Annotated in this window: 19 protein-coding genes; 11 read left to right on the top strand and 8 right to left on the bottom strand. The window is 59.4% G+C overall.

The window, feature by feature from the left end; translation table 11 throughout:
• Positions 1 to 1,077, top strand: a 1,077-nt coding sequence (locus EDF73_RS08070) for an alpha-D-glucose phosphate-specific phosphoglucomutase (RefSeq protein WP_132728082.1), incomplete at its 5' end; no start/stop codon positions are given.
• A gap of 165 nt (positions 1,078 to 1,242) precedes the next feature.
• Here the strand turns inward: EDF73_RS08070 and kdpE are convergent.
• The 6 genes from kdpE to kdpF all read right to left on the bottom strand — a co-directional run bounded on the left by kdpE (position 1,243) and on the right by kdpF (position 9,103).
• Positions 1,243 to 1,920 (bottom strand): two-component system response regulator KdpE, encoded by a 678-nt coding sequence (gene kdpE, locus EDF73_RS08065; protein WP_132728145.1) that lies wholly within the window; start codon positions 1,918 to 1,920, stop codon positions 1,243 to 1,245.
• 70 nt (positions 1,921 to 1,990) lie between these two features.
• Positions 1,991 to 4,678 (bottom strand): two-component system sensor histidine kinase KdpD, encoded by a 2,688-nt coding sequence (gene kdpD / locus EDF73_RS08060; protein ID WP_132728080.1) that lies wholly within the window; start codon positions 4,676 to 4,678, stop codon positions 1,991 to 1,993.
• 1 nt (position 4,679) lies between these two features.
• The gene (kdpC, locus tag EDF73_RS08055; RefSeq protein WP_132728079.1) at positions 4,680 to 5,255 is read right to left on the bottom strand and encodes a potassium-transporting ATPase subunit KdpC; all 576 of its coding nucleotides are present in this window, start codon (positions 5,253 to 5,255) and stop codon (positions 4,680 to 4,682) included.
• A gap of 10 nt (positions 5,256 to 5,265) precedes the next feature.
• Positions 5,266 to 7,314, bottom strand: a complete 2,049-nt coding sequence (gene kdpB, locus EDF73_RS08050) for a potassium-transporting ATPase subunit KdpB (RefSeq protein WP_132728077.1) — start codon at positions 7,312 to 7,314, stop codon at positions 5,266 to 5,268.
• Positions 7,315 to 7,334: 20 nt separating this feature from the next.
• Entirely contained in the window at positions 7,335 to 9,014 is a 1,680-nt protein-coding gene (kdpA, locus tag EDF73_RS08045; protein ID WP_132728075.1) for a potassium-transporting ATPase subunit KdpA, read from the bottom strand.
• Positions 9,014 to 9,103 (bottom strand): K(+)-transporting ATPase subunit F, encoded by a 90-nt coding sequence (gene kdpF, locus EDF73_RS08040; RefSeq protein WP_015584874.1) that lies wholly within the window; start codon positions 9,101 to 9,103, stop codon positions 9,014 to 9,016. Before kdpF ends, kdpA begins: the two co-directional genes overlap by 1 nt.
• A gap of 310 nt (positions 9,104 to 9,413) precedes the next feature.
• Between kdpF and EDF73_RS08035 the strand changes: the two genes are divergently transcribed.
• Together EDF73_RS08035 and phrB are read left to right on the top strand one after the other, a co-directional pair.
• Complete coding sequence (locus EDF73_RS08035; RefSeq protein ID WP_132728073.1) at positions 9,414 to 9,620, top strand: DUF2517 family protein; 207 nt, start codon at positions 9,414 to 9,416, stop codon at positions 9,618 to 9,620.
• 194 nt (positions 9,621 to 9,814) lie between these two features.
• Positions 9,815 to 11,257 carry a deoxyribodipyrimidine photo-lyase gene (gene phrB, locus EDF73_RS08030; protein ID WP_132728072.1) on the top strand — a complete coding sequence of 481 codons (1,443 nt, stop codon included), beginning with the start codon at positions 9,815 to 9,817 and terminating at the stop codon, positions 11,255 to 11,257.
• On the opposite strand, the gene dtpD is transcribed toward phrB, so the two are convergent.
• Positions 11,229 to 12,707, bottom strand: coding sequence for a dipeptide permease DtpD (dtpD, locus tag EDF73_RS08025; RefSeq protein ID WP_132728071.1), 1,479 nt, complete (start codon positions 12,705 to 12,707; stop codon positions 11,229 to 11,231). The two genes, phrB and dtpD, sit on opposite strands and share 29 nt — an antisense overlap.
• Before the next feature lie 274 nt (positions 12,708 to 12,981).
• On the opposite strand from dtpD, the gene EDF73_RS08020 reads away from it, so the two are divergent.
• Genes EDF73_RS08020 through nei form a run of 8 tightly spaced genes read left to right on the top strand, consistent with a single transcriptional unit; the run spans position 12,982 to position 19,295 of the window.
• Complete coding sequence (locus EDF73_RS08020) at positions 12,982 to 13,725, top strand: type 2 GTP cyclohydrolase I (RefSeq protein WP_132728069.1); 744 nt, start codon at positions 12,982 to 12,984, stop codon at positions 13,723 to 13,725.
• Positions 13,726 to 13,739: 14 nt separating this feature from the next.
• Complete coding sequence (gene pxpB / locus EDF73_RS08015; RefSeq protein WP_132728067.1) at positions 13,740 to 14,396, top strand: 5-oxoprolinase subunit PxpB; 657 nt, start codon at positions 13,740 to 13,742, stop codon at positions 14,394 to 14,396.
• Positions 14,390 to 15,322, top strand: a complete 933-nt coding sequence (pxpC, locus tag EDF73_RS08010; RefSeq protein WP_132728065.1) for a 5-oxoprolinase subunit PxpC — start codon at positions 14,390 to 14,392, stop codon at positions 15,320 to 15,322. Before pxpB ends, pxpC begins: the two co-directional genes overlap by 7 nt.
• The gene (gene pxpA / locus EDF73_RS08005; RefSeq protein WP_132728063.1) at positions 15,312 to 16,058 is read left to right on the top strand and encodes a 5-oxoprolinase subunit PxpA; all 747 of its coding nucleotides are present in this window, start codon (positions 15,312 to 15,314) and stop codon (positions 16,056 to 16,058) included. Before pxpC ends, pxpA begins: the two co-directional genes overlap by 11 nt.
• Positions 16,059 to 16,112: 54 nt before the next feature.
• Positions 16,113 to 16,838, top strand: a complete 726-nt coding sequence (locus EDF73_RS08000; protein WP_132728061.1) for a DUF969 domain-containing protein — start codon at positions 16,113 to 16,115, stop codon at positions 16,836 to 16,838.
• On the top strand, positions 16,835 to 17,830 hold the full coding sequence (locus EDF73_RS07995) for a DUF979 domain-containing protein (protein ID WP_132728059.1): 996 nt from the start codon (positions 16,835 to 16,837) through the stop codon (positions 17,828 to 17,830). Before EDF73_RS08000 ends, EDF73_RS07995 begins: the two co-directional genes overlap by 4 nt.
• 9 nt (positions 17,831 to 17,839) lie before the next feature.
• Entirely contained in the window at positions 17,840 to 18,484 is a 645-nt protein-coding gene (pcp, locus tag EDF73_RS07990; protein ID WP_132728057.1) for a pyroglutamyl-peptidase I, read from the top strand.
• A 19-nt stretch (positions 18,485 to 18,503) separates the two neighbouring features.
• Positions 18,504 to 19,295 (top strand): endonuclease VIII, encoded by a 792-nt coding sequence (nei, locus tag EDF73_RS07985; protein WP_132728055.1) that lies wholly within the window; start codon positions 18,504 to 18,506, stop codon positions 19,293 to 19,295.
• A gap of 265 nt (positions 19,296 to 19,560) precedes the next feature.
• Here nei and gltA read toward each other — a convergent pair whose 3' ends face one another.
• Complete coding sequence (gltA, locus tag EDF73_RS07980) at positions 19,561 to 20,847, bottom strand: citrate synthase (protein ID WP_132728053.1); 1,287 nt, start codon at positions 20,845 to 20,847, stop codon at positions 19,561 to 19,563.
• Positions 20,848 to 21,386 lie beyond the last annotated feature (539 nt).

The following is a 21,386-nucleotide window of genomic DNA, read 5'->3' as shown; positions in this document are numbered from 1 at the left end:
AAGCGCCTCTCCCTCGATGCGGCGCTGGCATCCGGTCATGTCAAAGAGCAGGATCTGGTGCAGCCGTTTATCGCAGGGCTGGCGGATATCGTCGACATGGCGGCGATTCAAAAAGCGGGCCTCAGGCTTGGCGTCGATCCGCTGGGCGGGTCCGGTATCGAATACTGGAAGCGTATCGCTGAGCACTACAAGCTGGATCTGACCATCGTTAACGATCATGTCGATCAAACTTTCCGCTTTATGCATCTCGATAAAGACGGCGCGATCCGCATGGACTGCTCTTCGGAGTGCGCGATGGCCGGCCTGCTGGCGCTGCGCGATAAGTTCGATCTGGCCTTTGCCAACGACCCGGACTATGACCGTCACGGCATCGTCACGCCGGCGGGGCTGATGAACCCGAACCACTATCTGGCGGTGGCGATTAACTACCTGTTCCAGCATCGTCCGCAGTGGGGCCAGGATGTCGCCGTCGGTAAGACGCTGGTCTCCTCGGCGATGATCGACCGCGTGGTGAACGACCTCGGCCGCAGGCTGGTGGAAGTGCCGGTGGGCTTTAAATGGTTTGTTGACGGTCTGTTCGACGGCAGCTTCGGCTTCGGCGGGGAAGAGAGCGCGGGCGCCTCGTTCCTGCGTTTTGACGGCACGCCGTGGTCGACCGACAAAGACGGCATCATCATGTGCCTGCTGGCGGCGGAAATCACCGCCGTGACCGGTAAAAACCCGCAGCAGCACTACGACGAACTGGCCGCCCGCTTCGGCGCGCCGAGCTATAACCGGCTGCAGGCTTCGGCTACTTCCGCACAGAAAGCGGCGCTGGCGAAGCTGTCGCCGGAGATGGTCAGCGCCAGCACGCTGGCGGGCGACCCGATCACCGCGCGCCTGACCGCGGCGCCGGGCAACGGCGCATCGATTGGTGGTCTGAAAGTGATGACCGACAACGGCTGGTTCGCCGCCCGTCCGTCGGGTACGGAAGACGCTTACAAGATCTACTGCGAGAGCTTCCTCGGGGAAGAACATCGTAAGCAGATCGAGAAAGAAGCGGTGGAGATCGTCAGCGAAGTGCTGAAAAACGCGTAACTTCAGTCAGAAAACCGACCTGTTCCGCATGAATAGCGGTGGTTTAAGCGTTGGTTAACTCTGGAAAGGGTTTTAGAGAAGGGTTCCCTGTTTCTTGCGGAACCCTTTTTCATGGCCATCGCCCAAGCCGGAAGACAACGCTGCGTCCAGCCCTCTGAAAACGCCCTATGGCATAAACCGGTAGCCAATCCCCGTTTCGGTCAGTAAATGCTGCGGGCGCGCCGGATCGACTTCCAGTTTTTGCCGCAGATGCCCCATATAAATCCGCAAATAGTGGCTGTGCTCTACCGCGTTGGGGCCCCATACCTGATTGAGCAACTGGCGCTGGGTGAGTACTTTACCGGGATTATTCAGCAGCGCCGTAAGCAGGCGAAATTCAATGGGCGTCAGGTGAATTTCTTGTGCGCCGCGCGCTATCCGGCGGGCGGGAATATCAATCTCAATATCCGCGAAACGCACCACCGGCTCGTCGGCCTGCGTGCCGACATGACGGCGAAGTGCGACCCGTAGTCGCGCCTGCAGCTCGCCGATACCAAAGGGCTTACTGAGATAGTCATCGGCACCGGCATCAAGAGCGGCAATTTTATCGTGCTCCTCGGTGCGCGCGGAGAGTACGATAATCGGCATCTGGCTCCACTGGCGCACTTCGCGAATAAACTCATTGCCGTCGCCATCGGGCAGGCCGAGATCAAGGATCGCTAAATCCGGTTTGCGGGTCGCGGCTTCAATAAGGCCTCGCTGCAGGGTATTGGCTTCATAGACGCGCATACCGTCGGCTTCCAGCGCGCTGCGCAGAAAGCGGCGAATAGCCTGTTCATCTTCGATAATGAGTACGTTAATCACCATTCCTCTGTTCACTCTTGCGGCCGGCAAGCGCACCGGGGCGCAGCTAACGCTTTACCCTGGCGACAGGTTACGCCGCGCCATTCCATTCATCCAGCTCAGGAGGGACTTCCGCTGGCAGTGTAACACGGAAGCAGGCGCCGCCCTCCGGACGCGTTTGCGCGCCGATCGTACCGCCGTGGACCTCGACGATAGCCTGGCAGATTGCCAGCCCCAGCCCAACGCCGGGAATGGCTGACTCTTTATGGCCGCGGGCGAATTTATCAAAGATAGCCTGTTCCTGGCCTGCCGGGATCCCGGGACCATTATCCCAGATGCTCAGGATCAGCTGGCGCTCATCGGCCTGCGCCGCGATACCGATCTGCGCCTGCGGGCCGGCATATTTCAACGCATTCTCCACAAGGTTGATCAACACCCGTTCAAACAGCGGGCCATCGACGTGTACCAGCAGCAGCGGATCCGGCAGCGCGAGCTGAATACGTTGCCCGCCAGGGCCCGGCTCCAGCATCCGTAATGCGCTACCGACCACCTCTTCGAGAGTGAGCCACTCTTTATGTAAATTAAAACCGCCGGACTGGATGCGCGCCATATCCAACAGGTTGTTGACCAGCCGCGTGGTATTGAGGACGTGCTGGCGAATTTCGTTCGCCTGCGGAGCATGCCGGGAGCCTTCGCTGGCTAAATCGAGGGTCAGAATTTCCGCCTGGCCAAACAGGACGGTTAGCGGGGTGCGAAGATCATGCGACAGCGCCGCCAGCAGCGAGTTGCGCAGACTTTCTCGTTCGCTGTTGAGCCGGGCCCGCTCTTCGCTGGCGGTCAGCGTCAGCCGCTCCAGCGCGCTGGCGGCCAGCAGAGTAAAGGTCTCCAGCAGGCGCTGCTGTTCGGGAATCATCAGCTGCCGCAGGTTATCCGGCTCAACCACCAGCACTCCCCAGCTACGGGCGGCGCTTTTCAACGGTAAAATTTGGTAGGGAACGCCGGGCAGCGTATCGGTGCCGGCGCCAGCGGGCTGGCCCTTATCGAAGCTCCAGCGCGCAATGGCATCGTCCCAGGCGCTCAGGCCCGGCTGATGGGTTAACGGATGCAGTTTACCGCTATCATCGGGTAGCAGTAGCTGGCCGCGGGCCTGGAAGGTGGAGGCGATAAAGCGTTCGCTGGTCATGGCGATATCTTCTTCGCTGCGCCCGATCGCCAGCGCTTGCGACATCTCATACAGATGACGGGTGCGTTGCTCGCGATAGCGCGCGACGCGGGCCTGGTAGCGGACGCCGGCGGTAAGATTACCGATAACCAGACCGACGGTAAGCATGACCCCAAAGGTCAACAGATATTGCACATCGGAAACCGCCAGCGTACCGCGGGGGGCGATAAAGAACAGATCGAAGCTCAGCACGTTGATAATCGTTGCCAGCACCGACGGCCAGCGACCGTAGCGCAGCGCGATGATAACCACGCCGAGCAGATAAATCATCACCAGGTTGGCGGCTTCAAAGGCCACCAGCCATTGCATCGCCACCAGCGTAATCACCGTACACAGCGCCAGGGCGACGCAGCAGCCCTGGATCTGCAGACGCCATTTCTCCAGCGTTGTCCGGCTGTCATGGCTTCGGACGGGCGGCGGATCGTTTTTTTCATCCATAGCGATCACCACCAGATCGAGATCCGGCGCAAAGCGAGCCAGGCGATCGGCGAACCCCGTACGACTCCACCAGCGGCGTCTTCCGTGGCGACCGATGACGATTTTGCCAAGGTTATGCTCGCGGGCATAGTGCAGCACGGCTTTCTCTTCAGACGGATCGGCGAGGGTGGCCGTTTCTGCCCCCAGCTCCTGCGCCAGCCGCAGCGCGGCAAGAATCGCCCGCCGTTTCGTCTCCGGCAGGCGATGCAGGGAAGGGGTTTCTACATAGATCGCATGCCAGACGCCGCCGAACCTGGCCGCCAGTCGCGCGGCGGCGCGCACCAGCTTTTCACTGCCGGTGTTGTGGCCGATGCAGAGCAGGATGGCATCGCGGGTATGCCAGACTTTCTCCTGGCCCAGACGGTCGCGCCAGGCGCGCATCTGTTCGTCGACCCGGTCTGCGGTGCGGCGTAGCGCCAGCTCACGGAGGGCGATCAGATTCCCTTTGCGAAAGAAGTTCTCGATGGCCCGTTCCGCCTGACCGCCGATATAGACCTTACCTTCATTCAGCCGCTGGCGCAGATCGTCGGGAGGCAGGTCGACCAGCATCACATCATCGGCGGCGTCAAAAAAGGGGTCGGGGATGGTCTCACGCACCTGGACACCGGTAATGCCGCTGACGACATCATTGAGGCTTTCCAGGTGCTGGACGTTAACGGTGGTAAAAACGTCGATACCGGCCTCGAGAAGCTCTTCGACATCCTGCCAGCGTTTAGGGTGGCGTGACCCCGGCGCGTTGCTGTGCGCCAGCTCATCCACCAGAATCAGCGCCGGGCGGCGCGCCAGCGCGGCGTCGAGATCGAATTCGTGGACGTAGCGCCCACGATGAGAGAGTCGGCGCGCGGGGAGAGCGCTGAGCCCCTCCAGCATGGCGGCAGTTTCTTTGCGCCCGTGGGTTTCCGCTACGCCGACCAGAATATCCAGTCCCTGAGCGCGCAGCCGCTGTGCTTCCGCCAGCATCGCCCAGGTTTTACCGACGCCGGCACAGGCGCCAAAAAACACTTTTAGCTTGCCGCGATGCGGTTCGCCGGTATGTTGCAACAGGCGGTCCGGGTCGGGACGCAGCGGCTCGTCACTCATTTTACTTATCCTTCAGGGCATCCAGCGCCATATTCAGCTGCAGTATATTTACCACAGGTTGGCCGAGAAAACCGGCCAGCGGTTTTTGTGTCGCCTCGTTCACCAGTCGGGTGACCTGTTCAACGCTGATATTGCGGGCTTGGGCGACGCGCGGCGCCTGCCAGAGCGCGGCCGCCGGCGTCAGATTATTATCCAGACCGCTTGCGGAGGTGGTGACCAGTTCGACCGGAACGCGCGGGTCGGCATCCGGATTGGCGCGACGCAGGGCCTGAACGCGTGCACCGATGGCGGTATCCAGCGCCGGGTTGCTGACGGCGAGGTTGCTGCCGCCGGAGGCGAGCGGATTATAGGGCGTCGGCGCGGTTGCCGACGGGCGACCGTGGAAATAACCCGCGGCGGTAAAGTTCTGGCCAATCAGGCTGGAGCCGCGGACTTCACCCGCGATGCGGATAAGCGAGCCGTTGGCCTGCTGCGGGAACCACCATTGCCCCAGCGCGGTGGTCAGCAGCGGATAAACGCCGCCGGTGACCAGGGTTAACAGAATAAAGAGCGTCAGTGCCGGTCGAATAAATGACATGGAATTTTCCTCACAGCAGCCCGGTCAGGGTCAGTAACAGATCGATAGCTTTAATACCGATAAACGGCACCAGCAGTCCGCCGGGGCCGTAGACCCACAGATTACGGCGCAGCATGGCCGAAGCGGACAGCGGGCGATAGCTCACGCCCTTCAGCGCCAGCGGGATCAAGAAGACGATAATCAGTGCGTTGAAGATAACCGCGCTGAGTATCGCCGATGCGGGCGAATGCAGGCGCATGACGTTGAGCATGGCGAGCTGCGGGTAAACGGCGGCAAAGGCGGCGGGAATAATGGCAAAATATTTCGCCACATCGTTGGCGATACTGAAGGTGGTCAATGAACCGCGGGTCATCAGCATCTGCTTACCGATATGCACCACCTCAATCAGTTTGGTCGGGTTAGAGTCGAGATCCACCATATTGCCCGCCTCTTTGGCCGCCTGGGTGCCGGAGTTCATCGCCACCGCGACATCGGCCTGGGCCAGCGCCGGGGCATCGTTGGTGCCGTCGCCGGTCATCGCCACCAGGCGCCCTTCGGACTGATACTGGCGAATCAGCGCCAGCTTGGCTTCCGGGGTGGCTTCGGCCAGGAAATCATCCACCCCCGCTTCGGCGGCTATGGCCGCCGCGGTCAGGCGGTTATCGCCGGTGATCATCACCGTTTTGATCCCCATTTTGCGCAGCTGGGCAAAGCGCTCTTTGATCCCGCCTTTGACGATATCTTTCAGGGAAATAATTCCCAGCACGCGCTCGCCTTCTGCGACCACCAGCGGCGTGGCGCCCAGACGGGCGACCTCTGCAACCTGTTTGTCGACGTCCGCCGGGAAGCGGCCGCCGTTAGCCTCGACGTGGCGACGAATGGCGTCCACGGAGCCTTTACGGATCATCCGCCGATCGATATTAATCCCGCTCATACGCGTCTGCGCGGTAAAGGGGATAAAGGTGGCGTGCAGCGACTGCAGATCCCGTTCGCGCAGATTAAAGCGTTGTTTCGCCAGCACCACGATACTGCGTCCTTCCGGCGTTTCATCCGCCAGCGAAGCGAGCTGCGCCGCGTCGGCCAGCGTTTTTTCTTCCACGCCGCGGGCGGGCAGAAACGCGGAGGCCTGACGGTTACCGAGAGTTATGGTGCCGGTTTTATCCAGCAGCAGGACATCGACATCGCCCGCCGCCTCCACCGCGCGTCCGCTGGTGGCGATGACGTTGGCGCCCAGCATGCGGCTCATCCCGGCCACGCCGATGGCCGACAGCAGGCCGCCGATAGTGGTCGGTATCAGGCACACCAGCAGCGCCACCAGCACCGTCACGCTGACCGTCTTCCCGCTCCAGGCAGAGAACGGCCAGATGGTGGCGGTGGCCAGCAGGAACACCAGCGTCAGGGCGATCAGCAGGATCGTCAGCGCAATTTCATTCGGCGTTTTACGACGCTGGGCGCCTTCCACCATGGCGATCATCCGATCAAGGAACGTTTCCCCGGGGTTTACGCTACAGCGGATCACCAGCCAGTCGGAGAGAATGCGCGTCCCGCCGGTGACCGACGCAAAGTCGCCGCCGGATTCACGGATCACCGGCGCGGACTCGCCGGTGATGGCGCTTTCATCCACCGAGGCGCCGCCTTCAATGACCTCCCCGTCGCAGGGGATGATATCGCCAGCTTCCACCAGTACGACGTCGCCTTTGCGTAAGTCATCGGCCGGAATAGGGTCGACTGGCGCATCATGCTGCGGGGCGCGCAGCTTACGGGCAGAGGCGGTCTTTTTTACCCCTCTCAGACTGTTGGCCTGCGCTTTGCTACGCCCCTCCGCCATCGCTTCGGCGAAGTTGGCAAACAGCACGGTAAACCATAGCCAGAGGCTGACGGCAGCGGTAAACGCGGCGCTGCCCGCTACCTGCCCGCCGGCCATGGCGATAGCAAGAAGGGTAGTGATCAGGCTGCCGATCCAGACGATAAACATCACCGGGTTACGCCGCTGCACCATCGGGCTGAGTTTTTTCACCGCGTCCAGCAGCGCCTGACGCATCAGCGTCGGCTCCAGCAGGGCTAATTGTTTGCGATTCATAACAGGTTGCTCCGCATCGCTTAAAGTAAGGAGAAGTGTTCCGCCAACGGGCCGAGCGTCAGTGCGGGAATAAAGGTCAGGGCGCCTACCAGCAGCACGGTGCCGATCAGCAGGCCGATAAACAGCACATCGTGGGTGACGAGCGTGCCGGAACTGGTGGGTTGAATTTTCTTCTTCACCAGCGAGCCGGCGATGGCCATCACCGGTACGATGACCGCGAAACGACCGATCAGCATGCAGAACGCCAGCAGCAGGTTCCAGAACGGCGTCGCTGCCCCCAGCCCGGCGAAGGCGCTACCGTTGTTATTGGCGGCGGACGTCACGGCGTACAGCACTTCGCTAAAGCCATGCGCGCCTGGGTTAAATATTCCCGCGCGCCCGGCATCGGTCATCATCGCCAGCGCGGTACCCAGCAGGACCAGGGTCGGCGTGACGAGGATCGCCAGGGCGATCATTTTCATTTCGCGCACGTCAATTTTCTTGCCGAGGTATTCCGGCGTACGGCCGATCATCAGTCCGGCGATAAACACCGCCAGCATGACAAACAGCAGCATGCCGTACAGGCCTGAGCCTACGCCGCCGAACACCACTTCGCCGATCTGCATCAGCCACATGGGGACCATCCCGCCCAGCGCGGTAAAGGAGTCATGCATCGCGTTCACCGCGCCACACGAGGCGGCAGTCGTAACCACCGCGAACAGGCTGCTGGCCAGAATGCCAAAGCGACTCTCTTTGCCTTCCATATTGAGGCTGCTATCCGCCCCCAGTTTTAGCAGGTGCGGGTTGCCCTGAGTTTCCGCCCACATCACGACCGCGGCGCAGACGATGAAGATCAGCGTCATGGCCCACAAAATGGCGTGCCCCTGGCGACGATCGCCGACGACCTCGCCAAAGGCAAAGCACAGCGCCGCAGGGAGCAAAAAGATCGCCAGCATTTGTACCAGATTGCTCAGCGCCGTGGGGTTTTCGAACGGGTGCGATGAGTTGGCGTTAAAGAATCCGCCGCCGTTGGTGCCGAGCATTTTAATCGCTTCCTGCGAGGCTATCGGCCCCATAGGCAACGACTGATGCACGCCTTCCAGCGAGGTGAAGGCCTGGTAGGAGAGCAGGTTTTGCGGCACGCCCTGCTGAATAAAGAACAGCGCGATCGGCAGGGAGAGCGGCAGCAGTAGCCAAAGGGTAATGCGGGTGAGATCGACCCAGGCGTTCCCCAGGGTCGAAACCTGCTGGCGCGACCAGGCGCGGATGAAGGCAAAAATCACCGCGATGCCGGTTGCCGCAGAGAGGAAGTTTTGTACCGCCAGCCCGGCCATCTGGCTGAGATAGCTGAGGGTGCTTTCACCGGCATAGGCCTGCCAGTTGGTGTTGCTGACGAAGCTCACCGCCGTATTCCACGCCAGATCCCAGGAGAGGCCGGGCAGATGTTGAGGGTTGAGCGGCAGCGAGCCCTGCAATATCAGCAGGGCGAACAGCGCGACCAGCCCGAGCGTATTAAACAGCAGAATGGCGAACAGATACTGGTACCCGCTCATCTCCTGCGCGCGGATCCCCGCGATCCGCCATATACCGCGTTCGATGCCGGCAAGGCCCGGCAGCGGGGTATCGTTGATCATTCTGGCCAGCAGCGTCCCGGTCAGACGCGCCAGTACCAGCACCAGCAGCAAAAAACTGGCGATAAGTAACAATCCTTGTGCGGCCATCAGAATGCCTCCGCATTGATCAGGGCATAGACCAGATAAGCCAGCAACAGGAATACCAGCGCCACGCCAGCGATTACACCTGCACTCACAATCCACCTCCGGGGGTATTTACGATTTACCGGGAGGATAGGAATTTGGCTGCAAAGATTTTGCAAAAATCAGCAGAGGCGGTGTAAAAAAAATATAAAAATCACCAAAACCACAATTTAACCAATGGTTAGTATTAATTTAACCGTTTCGTAACTTAGTTACCGGATGAATGTAAATAAAGGCTAAATTACCTGTTTTTAGTGGTCGGATGAGTAGTAAAATTACACGCAAAGCGGTATTATTTTAACCAGAGAGACATTCACACTTTTACCGGCGTTGATTGCCGGCCTGACAAAGGGGAGAGAAATTATGGCGTTGTACAAAACCTATCCTGCTCATGTTGTTTTCTTACGTCGCGCTTTCGCCGTCGTGGCTGGCGTAGTGGCGCTTCCGGTGATGCTGTTCTGGAAAGACCGGGCCCGCTATTACAGCTGGCTGCACCGCGTCTGGGCGAAAACCAGCGAACAGCCGGTATGGATGGCGCAGGCGGAAAAAGCCGCCGCTGACTTTTACTGATCGCTACCTCCAGACTGCATAACCGCCGGTTCTCCGGCGGTTTTTTTTTGCCCGGGTCGACGACCTCTGCTTGCGCCTGCGCGCCTCCTGCAACACTCTATACCTGAATTTCCTGATACTTACCCCGCGGACTACGGGTTTCTAACGCGGCCGGGGGTATCGAATCCATGAATGTTACTGATTGCAGGAGTTTTATGGCCACCCATCTGGTCTGGTTTCGCGCAGATTTACGCATCCATGATAACCTGGCGCTCGCGGCGGCCTGTCGCGATCCGCATGCCAGCGTGCTGGCGTTATTTATCGTCACGCCGGGTCAATGGCAGCAACACGGTATGGCGCCGCGTCAGGCGGCGTTTATTGCCCACCACCTGCAAAGCCTGAACGCCGTGCTGGCCGAGCGGGGGATCCCGCTGCTGGTGGCTGAAACGGCTGATTTCGCGGCCAGCGTTGAATGCCTTGCCCACTACTGCGCAGAGCAGCAGGTCAGTCATCTGTTTTATAACTACCAGTATGAAATCAATGAACGCCAGCGCGATGCGGCGGTGGAGAAAGCGCTGAGTGACGTGGTGTGCCAGGGGTTTGACGATGCGCTTTTACTGCCGCCCGGCAGCGTGCTGACCGGTAATCGTGAGATGTATAAGGTATTTACCCCGTTCAAAAATGCCTTTCTGCGCCGGCTGGGCGACGCGTTACCTGAATGCGTTGCCGCCCCCAAAGTTCGCGCCAGCGGGCCGCTGACGCCGGCGCCGCTGCCGCAAATTCGCTATCCACAAACGGCGTTTGATCCGCAGCTGTTTGCCGCTGATGAAAAAACGGCGATCGCCCGGCTGCGCGTTTTCTGTCAGCAAAAAGCCGCCAGCTACGACCAGCAGCGCGATTTCCCGGCCGAGGAGGGCACCAGCCGGCTTTCGCCCTGCCTCGCCGTTGGCGTCCTTTCGCCGCGCCAGTGTCTGCATCGTCTGCTGGCGGAGCAGCCCGGCGCGCTTGACGGCGGCGCGGGGGCGGGGTGGTTAAATGAGCTGATCTGGCGTGAGTTTTATCGGCATTTGCTGGTGTTCTACCCGGGGACAGGTAAAGGGCGTCCGTTTATTGCCTGGACCGATAAAGTGGCGTGGCGTGACGATGCGCCCGGGTTACAGGCGTGGCAAAGCGGGCAAAGCGGATTCCCGATTGTCGATGCCGCGATGCGCCAGCTCAATGCGACGGGCTGGATGCATAACCGCCTGCGGATGATCGCCGCCAGTTTCCTGGTGAAGGACCTGCGCATCGACTGGCGTGCGGGCGAGCGCTATTTTATCAGCCAGCTGATAGACGGCGATCTGGCGGCGAATAACGGCGGCTGGCAATGGGCCGCTTCGACCGGAACCGATGCCGCGCCTTATTTTCGTATTTTCAATCCCACCACCCAGGGCGAGAAGTTTGATAAGGCGGGACGCTTTATCCGCCAATGGCTGCCCGAGCTGGCGGCAGTGCCGGAGAAAGCGCTACACCAGCCGTGGGTCTGGGCCGATAAGCAGGGCGTGACGCTGGCGTATCCGCGCCCGCTGGTCGATCATAAGCAGGCGCGGCTGGAGACGCTGGCGGCCTGGGAGGCGGCCAGAAAGGGGCTTACTCCACCGCCAGAGGGCGGCGCTTAACCCGCAGAGAGTGATACAGCCAGATTGCCAGCACCAGGCCGACGCAGGCCAACGCGCCCCAGGTAATCTGGCTGAACACGTTAATGTAGGCATCAATGGCGTAGCTGGTCGCCCCGGCCTCATCGAACGACCCCTGTGAAGTCCGATCGGCAATGACGCCCGCCAGATAGTTGGCGATGGCGCCGGAGAGCAGCATATAGATCCCGGTCAGTACGCCGGTGACGCCAGGGATCTCAATTCGGGTGATTTGCGACATCGCCACCGGATCGATAAACAGTTCGGCAAAGCCCATCACCGCGAGGCCCAGTACCATCAGCGGCATCGACGATTGTCCGTAAGCGGCCGACCAGCGCGCGCTGAGGGTCAGAATGCAGAAGCCGGCGCTCATCAGGCCCAGACCCAGCGCAAATTTCCCCCAGATCCGCACGGTACGATTGCCGTTGATATGCTCTTTGACCAGCCAGGCCAGTACCATCCCGCAGAGCATGACTGCGAAAGCGTTCACCGACTGGAACATGGCGGTCGGCACTTCATAACTCATGATGTGACGATTAACGAAGCGGTCGATATACAGGCTGATGGAGCTGCCTCCCTGCTGGGCGAAGGCCCAGAACAGCAGGCTGAACCCGGTCAGAACGATAATCAGACGCAGATCTCTGCGCTGTCTGGCCGTCTGCGCCCGCAGATAAATTCTTGCCAGCACCAGCAGACCAATAATCGTCGCGACAATCAGCGCATACACCGACCACTCTTTCCAGAACAGAACGGTAATCAGCAGCGGGGCGGCGGCCAGCAGCACCAGCAGCCAGCCCCAGTTCGGCAGCACAAAGGGACGCGCGAGCAGCGCCTCGCGATTGACGCCAGAGGTATGGCGAAAATGGCGACTCCCGCAGAGGAAAATCACCAGCCCGGCAATCATCCCAATGGCGGCGAGGGCAAAGCCCATCGCCCAGCTGTACTCTTCCTGCACGTATCCGCAGGCGATCGGCGCGACGATCGAGCCGATGTTTCCCGCCGCATACATCAGCGAGAAACCGCCATCGCGGCGCGGATCGGTGGGGTCGTACAGTTCGCCCAGCAGGCAGCTGACGTTAGATTTAAACAATCCGTAGCCGCAGACGATGATGGCGAGCGACAGATAGAGGAAGGTTGGCGCTATTTCGCTGGCGCCGAGCACCAGATGGCCGATGGCCATTAATACAGCCCCGAGCATCACCGCCATCCGGTTGCCAAGCAGTTTATCGGCCAGGTAGCCGCCGAGAATCGGCGTGACGTAAACCAGGGAGCAGTAGGCGCTGAAGAGGGCGTAGGCGTGGTTATCGTCATACTTAAGCTGATTGGTGAGGTACAAAATCAGCAGCGCCCGCATACCGTAAAAACTGAAATATTCCCAAATTTGCAGCGCGACAACGTAATAGATTGCACGCGGCTGCGATGATTTTGTGTTCATGTAACGCTGAGTTCCCGCCATAAAACGAAAGACGATCTTTCTGCATGAATAGCGCTTTACTAGTGATATTCATGGTATTAAAGGCTTTCTGATTATTTAATATGCTGCAATAGTGCATAAATATACACGAATGCGCAAAGGGAGGGATAGACAATTTGCGGGATTAAGCTAAAAGTCAAAGTAGCGTATCCGCGGCGGTGCGCTATCGACGGCCTGCGCGGATCTCGTTATGTTATGTAGGCCTTCGCAAAAATGATGACCTGATGGAGCGGCAATGAAAAATAGCGAACTGGAACAACTGATTAACGAAAAGCTTAATAGCGCGGCATTCAGCGATTACGCGCCAAATGGCCTTCAGGTAGAAGGGCGGGAAACGGTGCAAAAAATCGTCACCGGCGTTACCGCCAGCCAGGCGCTGTTAGATGAGGCCGTACGCCAGCAGGCAGATGCGGTCATAGTCCATCATGGCTACTTCTGGAAAGGCGAATCGCCGGTTATCCGCGGGATGAAACGCCAACGTCTGAAAACCCTGCTGGAGAATGATATTAATCTCTACGGCTGGCATCTGCCGCTGGATGCGCACCCGGAACTGGGTAACAACGCCCAGCTGGCGCAGCTCCTGGGCATCAATATGATGGGGGAAATTGAGCCTCTGGTGCCGTGGGGGGAACTGTCGATGCCGGTTTCCGGGCTGGAGCTGGCCTCGTGGATTGAGGCGCGCCTGGGGCGTAAACCGCTGTGGTGCGGCGATACCGGGCCGGATAAAGTCGCCCGCGTAGCCTGGTGCACCGGCGGCGGCCAGGGCTTTATCGATAGCGCGGCGCGCTTCGGGGTGGATGCGTTTATTACCGGCGAAGTGTCAGAACAAACCATCCATTCCGCACGCGAGCAGGGGCTGCATTTTTATGCCGCCGGACACCACGCGACCGAACGCGGCGGGATTCGCGCCTTAAGCGAATGGCTGTCGGAAAATACCGATCTCGATGTGACCTTTATTGATATCCCTAACCCGGCCTGATGAGAGAGAGAAAAGTGCAGCGAGCGCGTTGTTATTTGTTAGGTGAAACAGCTGTCGTGCTGGAACTTGACCCGCCGGTTTCGCTGGAGAGTCAAAAGCGCATCTGGCGCCTGACCCAGCGGCTGACGGGCCATGAAGAAGTGCTGGACGTGATACCGGGAATGAACAATATCACCGTTGTACTGCGCCGTCCGCAACAGATGGCGTGGGAGGCGATTGAGCAATTGCAGCGCTGGTGGGAGGAGAGCGAGGCTCTCGAACCGGAGTCGCGGGAGATGATGATTCCGGTTATCTACGGCGGCGAAGACGGGCCCGATCTGGCGGAGGTGGCGCGTCACAGCGGGCTGAGTGAAAAACAGGTGGTGGAACTGCACTCCTCGGTGGAGTACGTGGTCTGGTTCCTCGGCTTCCAGCCGGGATTTCCTTATCTCGGCGGTCTGCCGGAGCGGCTGGCGACGCCGCGCCGCGCGGAGCCGCGACTGCGGGTCCCGGCGGGTTCTGTCGGTATCGGCGGGGCGCAAACCGGGGTCTACCCTCTGGCGACGCCAGGCGGCTGGCAGCTGCTGGGCCGCACGCCGCTGGCGCTGTTCGACGCCACGCGCCGCGAGCCGGTGCTGTTGCGATCCGGTGACCGGGTGCGCTTTGTGCCGCAAAAGGAGGGCGTATGTTGAAGATGATCCGCGCCGGGATGTACTCGTCGGTACAGGACGGCGGACGTGAAGGACAACGGCAGTCGGGGATCAGCCTCTGCGGCGCGCTGGACAGACCCGCACTGGCGATCGCCAATCTGCTGGTCGGCAATGCGGCGCATGCGGCCGCGCTGGAGATCACCTTAGGCCAGGTGGATATTCAGTTTGAACGCGACTGCTGGTTTGCGCTGACCGGCGCCGCCTGCGAGGCGACGCTGGACGATAAGCCGGTGTGGGTTGGCTGGCGAATGGCGGCGAAGGCCGGGCAGCATCTGGTACTCAAAAATCCGCAATACGGTATCCGCAGCTACCTCGCGGTGTCCGGGGGAATTGATGTCCCGCAGGTGCTGGGATCGCGCTGTACTGACCTGAAAGTGGGCATCGGCGGGCTTGAAGGCCGCCGCCTGCAGGATGGCGATCGGCTGAAGCAGGGGAAAACATCCCGGCGCTTGCGCGTTTCACGAGGCGTTAAACAGCTGCCCATCGGCAATCGCATCCGCGCCTTACCGGGGCCGGAATACCATGAATTTGATAGCGCATCCCAGGGCTCCTTCTGGCGTTCTCCGTGGCAGCTTAGCCCGCAAAGTAACAGAATGGGATACCGTCTGCAGGGCCAGCCGCTGGTGCGCACCACCGACCGGGAAATGCTGTCGCACGGTCTGCTGCCGGGCGTGGTGCAGGTGCCGCATAACGGCCAGCCGATTGTGCTGATGAACGATGCGCAGACCACCGGCGGCTATCCGCGCATCGCCTGTATTATCGAAGCCGATATGTACCAGCTGGCGCAAATTCCGCTGGGCCAACCGATTCACTTTGTTCCGTGTACCCTGGAAGAGGCGTTGAAAGCCCGCGCCGACCAGCAGCGTTATCTGGCACAACTGGCGTGGAGACTGAGCGATGAAGATTGATTTGAATGCCGACCTGGGTGAAGGCTGCGCTAACGATAGCGCCCTGTTGCAGCTGGTCTCTTCCGCCAATATCGCCTGCGGTTTTCACGCCGGCGATGCGCTGCTGATGCATCAATGCGTGCGCGAGGCGCTGAAAAACGGCGTCGCCGTGGGGGCGCACCCCAGCTTCCCGGACCGGGAAAACTTTGGCCGTACTGCGATGCAGCTGCCGCCGGAGACGGTCTATGCCCAGACCCTGTACCAGATCGGCGCGCTGGCGGCGATAGTCCGTGCCGAAGGTGGAGAACTCCAGCACGTCAAACCGCACGGTATGCTCTATAACCAGGCGGCGAAAGACGCGCCGCTGGCGGATGCGATTGCCAGGGCCGTGCGCGATTTTAACCCGCAGCTGATTCTGGTTGGCCTGGCGGGGAGCGAGTTGATTCGCGCGGGGCAGCATTACCAGCTCGCGACGCGCCAGGAGGTGTTTGCCGATCGTGGGTATATGGCCGACGGCTCGCTGGTACCGCGCTCCCGGCCCGGGGCGCTGATCGACAGTGAAGAACAGGCGTTGGCGCAGACGCTGGAAATGGTACAACACCACCGGGTGCGCAGCCTGACCGGCGAGTGGGCGCACGTGATTGCGCAAACCGTTTGTCTGCATGGCGACGGCGAGCATGCGCTGGATTTTGCGCGCCGTTTGCGGGCGGCTTTTGCCGGGAGAAATATTCAGGTTAGCGCTGAAATAGAAGAATAAAACAAAAAAAGTATCAATTATTTAACACAACACACAACCAACAGGGAGTTAATCATGGGAGAGTCGATATCTCTCTGGCCGCTGATCGGTATTGCCGTGATAGTGGTCGGATTCATTTTACGTTTTAATCCGGTTTTAGTGGTGATCATCTCGGGGATTGTCACCGGCGTGGCGGCCCATATGCCCATCGCCACCATTCTGGAAAAGCTGGGAGAGGGGTTTCTTAACACCCGTAACCTGCCGTTTATTCTGCTGCTGCCGCTGGCGGTTATCGGCCTGCTGGAACGGCACGGCCTGAAAGAGCGCGCCCAGGCGTGGATCGCGAAGATCCACAGCGCCACCGCCGGGCGTTTGTTGATCGTCTACCTGTTCGTGCGTGAAACGACCGCCGCGCTGGGGTTAACCAGCCTGGGCGGCCATCCGCAAATGGTGCGTCCGCTGCTGGCGCCGATGGCGGAAGGGGCGGCGGAGAAAAAGTTTGGTCCGCTTCCGGGCAATGTCCGCTACCGCCTGCGGGCGATGTCGGCGGCGACCGACAACGTCGGCCTGTTCTTCGGCGAGGATATTTTCGTCGCCTTTGGCGCGATCATTTTCATGCATAACTTTATGCTGGAGTCGGGCGGCATCCAGACCGAACCGCTGCATATTGCCCTGTGGGGGATCCCGACGGCGGTTTGCGCCTTCCTGATTCATTCCGCCCGCTTGTGGCGTCTCGATCGCCATCTGCAGCGCGAGCTGGATAAGGTCAACGCCGGTCAGGCGAAAGGCGGTGCGGTATGAATTTCCAACAAACCTGGCTTTACTGGCTGGCGGGCGTCGTTCTGCTGGCGGTCGCGGTGATGTCATGGCGCGATAAAGCGAACCCGCGTCGTCTGACCACCGGGCTGTTCTGGGGGCTGTATGGCCTGCTGTTTCTGCTTGGCGACTGGACTTATCAGCTGGTGGACGATAAGCGTACGGTCAATATCGCCGTGGGCGTCGCCGTCGTGGCGCTGGCGCTGATTGCCGGTTTTGGCGGCGTGCGTCTGGGGCGCTATCATCAACGCACTCCGGAAGAGCGTACCGCCAGCGCGACGCGCCTCGGCAACCGGCTGTTTTATCCGGCGCTGGCGATCCCGGTCGTGACGGTGATTGGGGTACTGTTGTTCAATAACTTACCATCGTGGCAGGGATGGGTCTTTGGTCCGGGTAATCATGCCACGTTGATTACGCTGTTCTCGATGACCGTCGGGACGCTGATCGGCCTGATGATGGCGATCCGCATGACTCACGAGCAAGTCACGCAGCCGCTGCAGGAGGCAAGACGCCTGCTGGATTCGGTGGGCTGGGCGTTTATTCTGCCGCAGATCCTGGCGGTCCTCGGGCTGCTGTTTACCTCTGCCGGCGTCGGCAGCAGCATCGCCTGGCTGACCGAACATTATCTGGCGGTGGACAGCCGCTTTATCGCCGTGGCGGTCTATACCCTCGGCATGGCGCTGCTGACCATGGTGATGGGCAATGCGTTCGCCGCCTTCCCGATCGTGACGGCAGGGATCGGGATCCCGATTCTGGTACTGCAGCACGGCGGCAACCCGGCGGTGATGGCGGCCATCGGTATGTTCTCCGGCTACTGCGGAACCTTGATGACGCCGATGGCGGCTAACTTCAACATCGTACCGGCGGCGCTGCTGGAGCTGCCGGATAAAAACGCGGTCATTAAGGCTCAGGTACCGACCGGCTTACTGCTGCTGCTCGTCAATGTGTTCCTACTCTATTTCCTGATGTTCCTGTAAGGAGGAAAGATGGCTGGCGTATTAATTACCGGTTTTGAACCCTTTGGCGGCGAGGCGCTTAACCCTTCGTGGGAAGTGGTCAGGCAGCTTGATGGCGCTATCATTGCCGGCGAGCGGGTGGTGACGAGACAGCTACCCTGCGTGTTTGGCGAAGCGCTGACGGTGCTGAATGCCGCCCTCGATGAGTTTGAACCGACGCTGACAATCGCCGTCGGTCAGGCGGGAGGACGTGTCGACATCACCGTCGAACGTGTGGCGATCAATGTCGATGATGCGCGTATTGCGGATAATAAAGGCCAGCAGCCGATCGACGTGCCGATCGTCGACGGCGGCCCCGCCGCCTGGTTCAGCAGCCTGCCGGTGAAAGCGATCGTCGCTGCGCTGCGCGAGCAGGGGATCCCCGCGTCGGTGTCGCAAACGGCGGGGACGTTCGTGTGTAATCACGTGATGTATGGCCTGCTGCACACGCTCGCGGGAAAAGCCGGGGTTAAAGGCGGCTTTATCCATATTCCGTATCTGCCGCAGCAGGCCGCGGCTCACCCCGGTGAGGCGAGTATGGCGGTACAAACGGTACGGGCGGCGCTGGAGACCGCCATTGCCGTCTCCCTGCAGCAGGAGGGGGATGTGAAAATGGTCGGCGGGGCGACGCACTAACAAACAGAAGGACGTTATTATGCCGGAAGGTCCGGAGATCCGCCGTGCGGCGGATAGCCTGGAGGCGGCGATCAAAGGCGAACCCCTTACCAGGGTGTGGTTCGCCTTTCCGCAGTTACATGTTTATCAATCTCAACTGGTGGGACAGCGGGTGACGCATATCGAGACCCGCGGTAAAGCCCTGCTGACCCACTTCTCCGGCGGTTTAACGCTGTACAGCCATAATCAGCTGTACGGCGTCTGGCGGGTGGTCGACGCCGGGGAGCAACCGCAGAGCAATCGCGTGCTGCGGGTCAGACTGCAGACGGCGGAGAAAGCGATTTTGCTCTACAGCGCATCGGATATTGCCATGCTGACCCCCGAGCAATTAGCTATACATCCGTTTTTGTTGCGAGTCGGTCCCGACGTGCTGGATATGGCGTTGACCGCAGAAGTGGTCAAAGCGCGCCTGCAGTCGGCAACCTTCCGCCGGCGGCAGTTTTCCGCTTTGCTGCTCGATCAGGCGTTTCTGGCGGGGCTGGGGAACTATTTACGCGTCGAAATTCTCTGGCAGGTGGGGCTGAGCGGGCGGCATACGGCATCAGAGCTGGACGATAGGCAGCTGGATGCGCTGGCTCATGCGCTGCTGGATATTCCCCGTCTGTCGTATCACACCCGTGGGCGGGGGGATGAGAATAAACATCATGGCGCGCTGTTCCGCTTTAAGGTTTTCCACCGCGAAGGGGAGATCTGCGAGCGCTGCGGTGGGGTGATTGAGAAGACGATGCTTGCGTCGCGGCCGTTCTACTGGTGTCCCGGCTGCCAGCATTAAGCACTTTTAGCCAATAGAAAACGCGCCGGCAGGCGTAATGGCGATCGGCTAAAGATTCATTGACCGCTTCTGTGGCGACATCACAATCCGTAATCTCATCGGGATTACGGATTTTTTACGCGGTTCAGCCCGCCTCTCAGCCAACCTCTCTTGCGGGCGAGCCTGTCACCTACCTGGGCAAGCCCACGATAAACCATAAAAAAGGCTGGCCACCTTAAGTGACCAGCCTTATCCGCAGGCGCGTTTTTGGGTTTCAGATCCGGACTTAGTCTTTGGTGACGTCGGATTTGAAGTCGCGTTTTTCGTAGCCGGTATACAGCTGACGCGGACGGGCGATTTTCATGCCATCGCTGTGCATTTCGTTCCAGTGCGCAATCCAGCCCACGGTACGCGCCATCGCGAAGATCACGGTAAACATGGAGGACGGAATGCCCATCGCTTTCAGAATAATGCCAGAGTAGAAGTCGACGTTCGGGTAAAGTTTCTTCTCGATGAAGTACGGGTCGTTGAGCGCAATGTGCTCAAGCTCCATCGCCACTTCCAGCAGATCGTCTTTGGTGCCCAGCTCTTTCAGCACTTCGTGGCAGGTTTCACGCATCACGGTGGCACGCGGGTCGTAGTTCTTGTACACGCGGTGGCCAAAGCCCATCAGACGGAACGAGTCGTTCTTATCTTTCGCGCGACGGACAAATTCCGGAATGTGCTCAACGGAACTGATCTCTTCCAGCATCTTCAGGGCTGCTTCGTTAGCCCCACCGTGCGCCGGTCCCCACAGGGAGGCGATACCCGCGGCGATACAGGCGAACGGGTTCGCGCCAGAAGAACCTGCGGTACGGACGGTGGAGGTTGATGCGTTCTGTTCGTGGTCAGCGTGCAGGATCAGAATACGGTCCATAGCGCGTTCCAGTACCGGGTTAACCTCATAGGTTTCGCACGGCGTGGAGAACATCATATTCAGGAAGTTGCCCGCGTAGGATAGGTCATTGCGCGGATAGACGAAAGGCTGACCGATAGAATATTTGTAACACATTGCTGCCATTGTGGGCATTTTAGACAGCAGACGGTAGGCGGCAATTTCACGATGGCGCGGATTGTTGACATCCAGCGAGTCGTGATAGAACGCAGCCAGCGCACCGGTAATACCGCACATCACCGCCATCGGGTGAGAGTCGCGACGAAACGCGTGGAACAGACGGGTAATCTGCTCGTGGATCATGGTGTGGCGGGTGACGATGGTTCGGAATTCTTCGTACTGGGCCTGATTCGGTTTTTCACCGTTCAGCAGGATATAACATACTTCGAGGTAGTTGGACTCGGTCGCTAACTGATCGATCGGGAAACCACGGTGGAGCAGGATACCTTCATCACCGTCGATAAAAGTGATTTTAGATTCACAAGATGCGGTTGAAGTGAAACCAGGGTCAAAGGTGAATACGCCTTTTGAACCAAGACTACGAATATCAATAACATCCTGACCGAGCGTGCCTTTTAGCACATCCAGTTCAATAGCAGTATCACCGCCTAGGGTAATTTTTGCTTTAGCATCAGACATTTATGGTCTCCTTAGCGCCTTTATTGCTTAAGACTGCCGGGTGTGGATTTGCCTTCGGCTCGTGTCTGATGACGTTACCAGTTTGTTATGTTGCACACAGCTCTGTGTCAGCGGAAATTGCAGGGTACAGAGCAAAGGCGCTTGATGGCACGTCTTCAGCCTACGACGAAACAGCAGCAAATCAGCGTTTTAGCAGTCCGAATTTGAAAAATCTGTATACCACTAATAACTGTCCTGATTACATCGGTCAATACCGTCACACTGTTGCATAACTTATTCTCAGGTGAAAGAGTGACCCCATAACTTTTGAGCATTATTGCATTTATCTGGTAATGGTTGTAACAAGAATGTTTAATATTTGTCAAATCAGGTGATTAAAATTTAAAATAATGTTGTTATCGTGACACCGATCACTGTTCCGGACAAAACCCGACAAACTATATGTAGGTTAATTGTAATGATTTTGTGAACGGCCTATACTGCCGCCAGGTCTCCGGAATACCCTGCAATCCCGAGCCACCCAGCGTTGTTTGGTCACG

The organism is Klebsiella sp. BIGb0138 (genome assembly GCF_004342285.1).
Classification (GTDB): Bacteria; Pseudomonadota; Gammaproteobacteria; order Enterobacterales; family Enterobacteriaceae; genus Klebsiella.
The sequence above is the reverse complement of the archived record's forward strand: the minus strand, read 5'-3'. Positions and strand labels throughout refer to the sequence as shown.

Excerpts from the sequence above, each read along its gene's own strand:
- EDF73_RS08035 (WP_132728073.1), top strand. The coding sequence starts at position 9,414 with ATGGCGTTGTACAAAACCTATCCTGCTCATGTTGTTTTCTTACGTCGC.
- kdpC (WP_132728079.1), bottom strand. The coding sequence starts at position 5,255 with ATGTCATTTATTCGACCGGCACTGACGCTCTTTATTCTGTTAACCCTG.
- pxpC (WP_132728065.1), top strand. The coding sequence starts at position 14,390 with ATGTTGAAGATGATCCGCGCCGGGATGTACTCGTCGGTACAGGACGGC.
- pxpA (WP_132728063.1), top strand. The coding sequence starts at position 15,312 with ATGAAGATTGATTTGAATGCCGACCTGGGTGAAGGCTGCGCTAACGAT.
- kdpD (WP_132728080.1), bottom strand. The coding sequence starts at position 4,678 with ATGAGTGACGAGCCGCTGCGTCCCGACCCGGACCGCCTGTTGCAACAT.
- EDF73_RS07995 (WP_132728059.1), top strand. The coding sequence starts at position 16,835 with ATGAATTTCCAACAAACCTGGCTTTACTGGCTGGCGGGCGTCGTTCTG.
- pcp (WP_132728057.1), top strand. The coding sequence starts at position 17,840 with ATGGCTGGCGTATTAATTACCGGTTTTGAACCCTTTGGCGGCGAGGCG.
- kdpA (WP_132728075.1), bottom strand. The coding sequence starts at position 9,014 with ATGGCCGCACAAGGATTGTTACTTATCGCCAGTTTTTTGCTGCTGGTG.
- dtpD (WP_132728071.1), bottom strand. The coding sequence starts at position 12,707 with ATGAACACAAAATCATCGCAGCCGCGTGCAATCTATTACGTTGTCGCG.
- nei (WP_132728055.1), top strand. The coding sequence starts at position 18,504 with ATGCCGGAAGGTCCGGAGATCCGCCGTGCGGCGGATAGCCTGGAGGCG.
- EDF73_RS08020 (WP_132728069.1), top strand. The coding sequence starts at position 12,982 with ATGAAAAATAGCGAACTGGAACAACTGATTAACGAAAAGCTTAATAGC.
- phrB (WP_132728072.1), top strand. The coding sequence starts at position 9,815 with ATGGCCACCCATCTGGTCTGGTTTCGCGCAGATTTACGCATCCATGAT.
- kdpB (WP_132728077.1), bottom strand. The coding sequence starts at position 7,314 with ATGAATCGCAAACAATTAGCCCTGCTGGAGCCGACGCTGATGCGTCAG.
- EDF73_RS08000 (WP_132728061.1), top strand. The coding sequence starts at position 16,113 with ATGGGAGAGTCGATATCTCTCTGGCCGCTGATCGGTATTGCCGTGATA.
- gltA (WP_132728053.1), bottom strand. The coding sequence starts at position 20,847 with ATGTCTGATGCTAAAGCAAAAATTACCCTAGGCGGTGATACTGCTATT.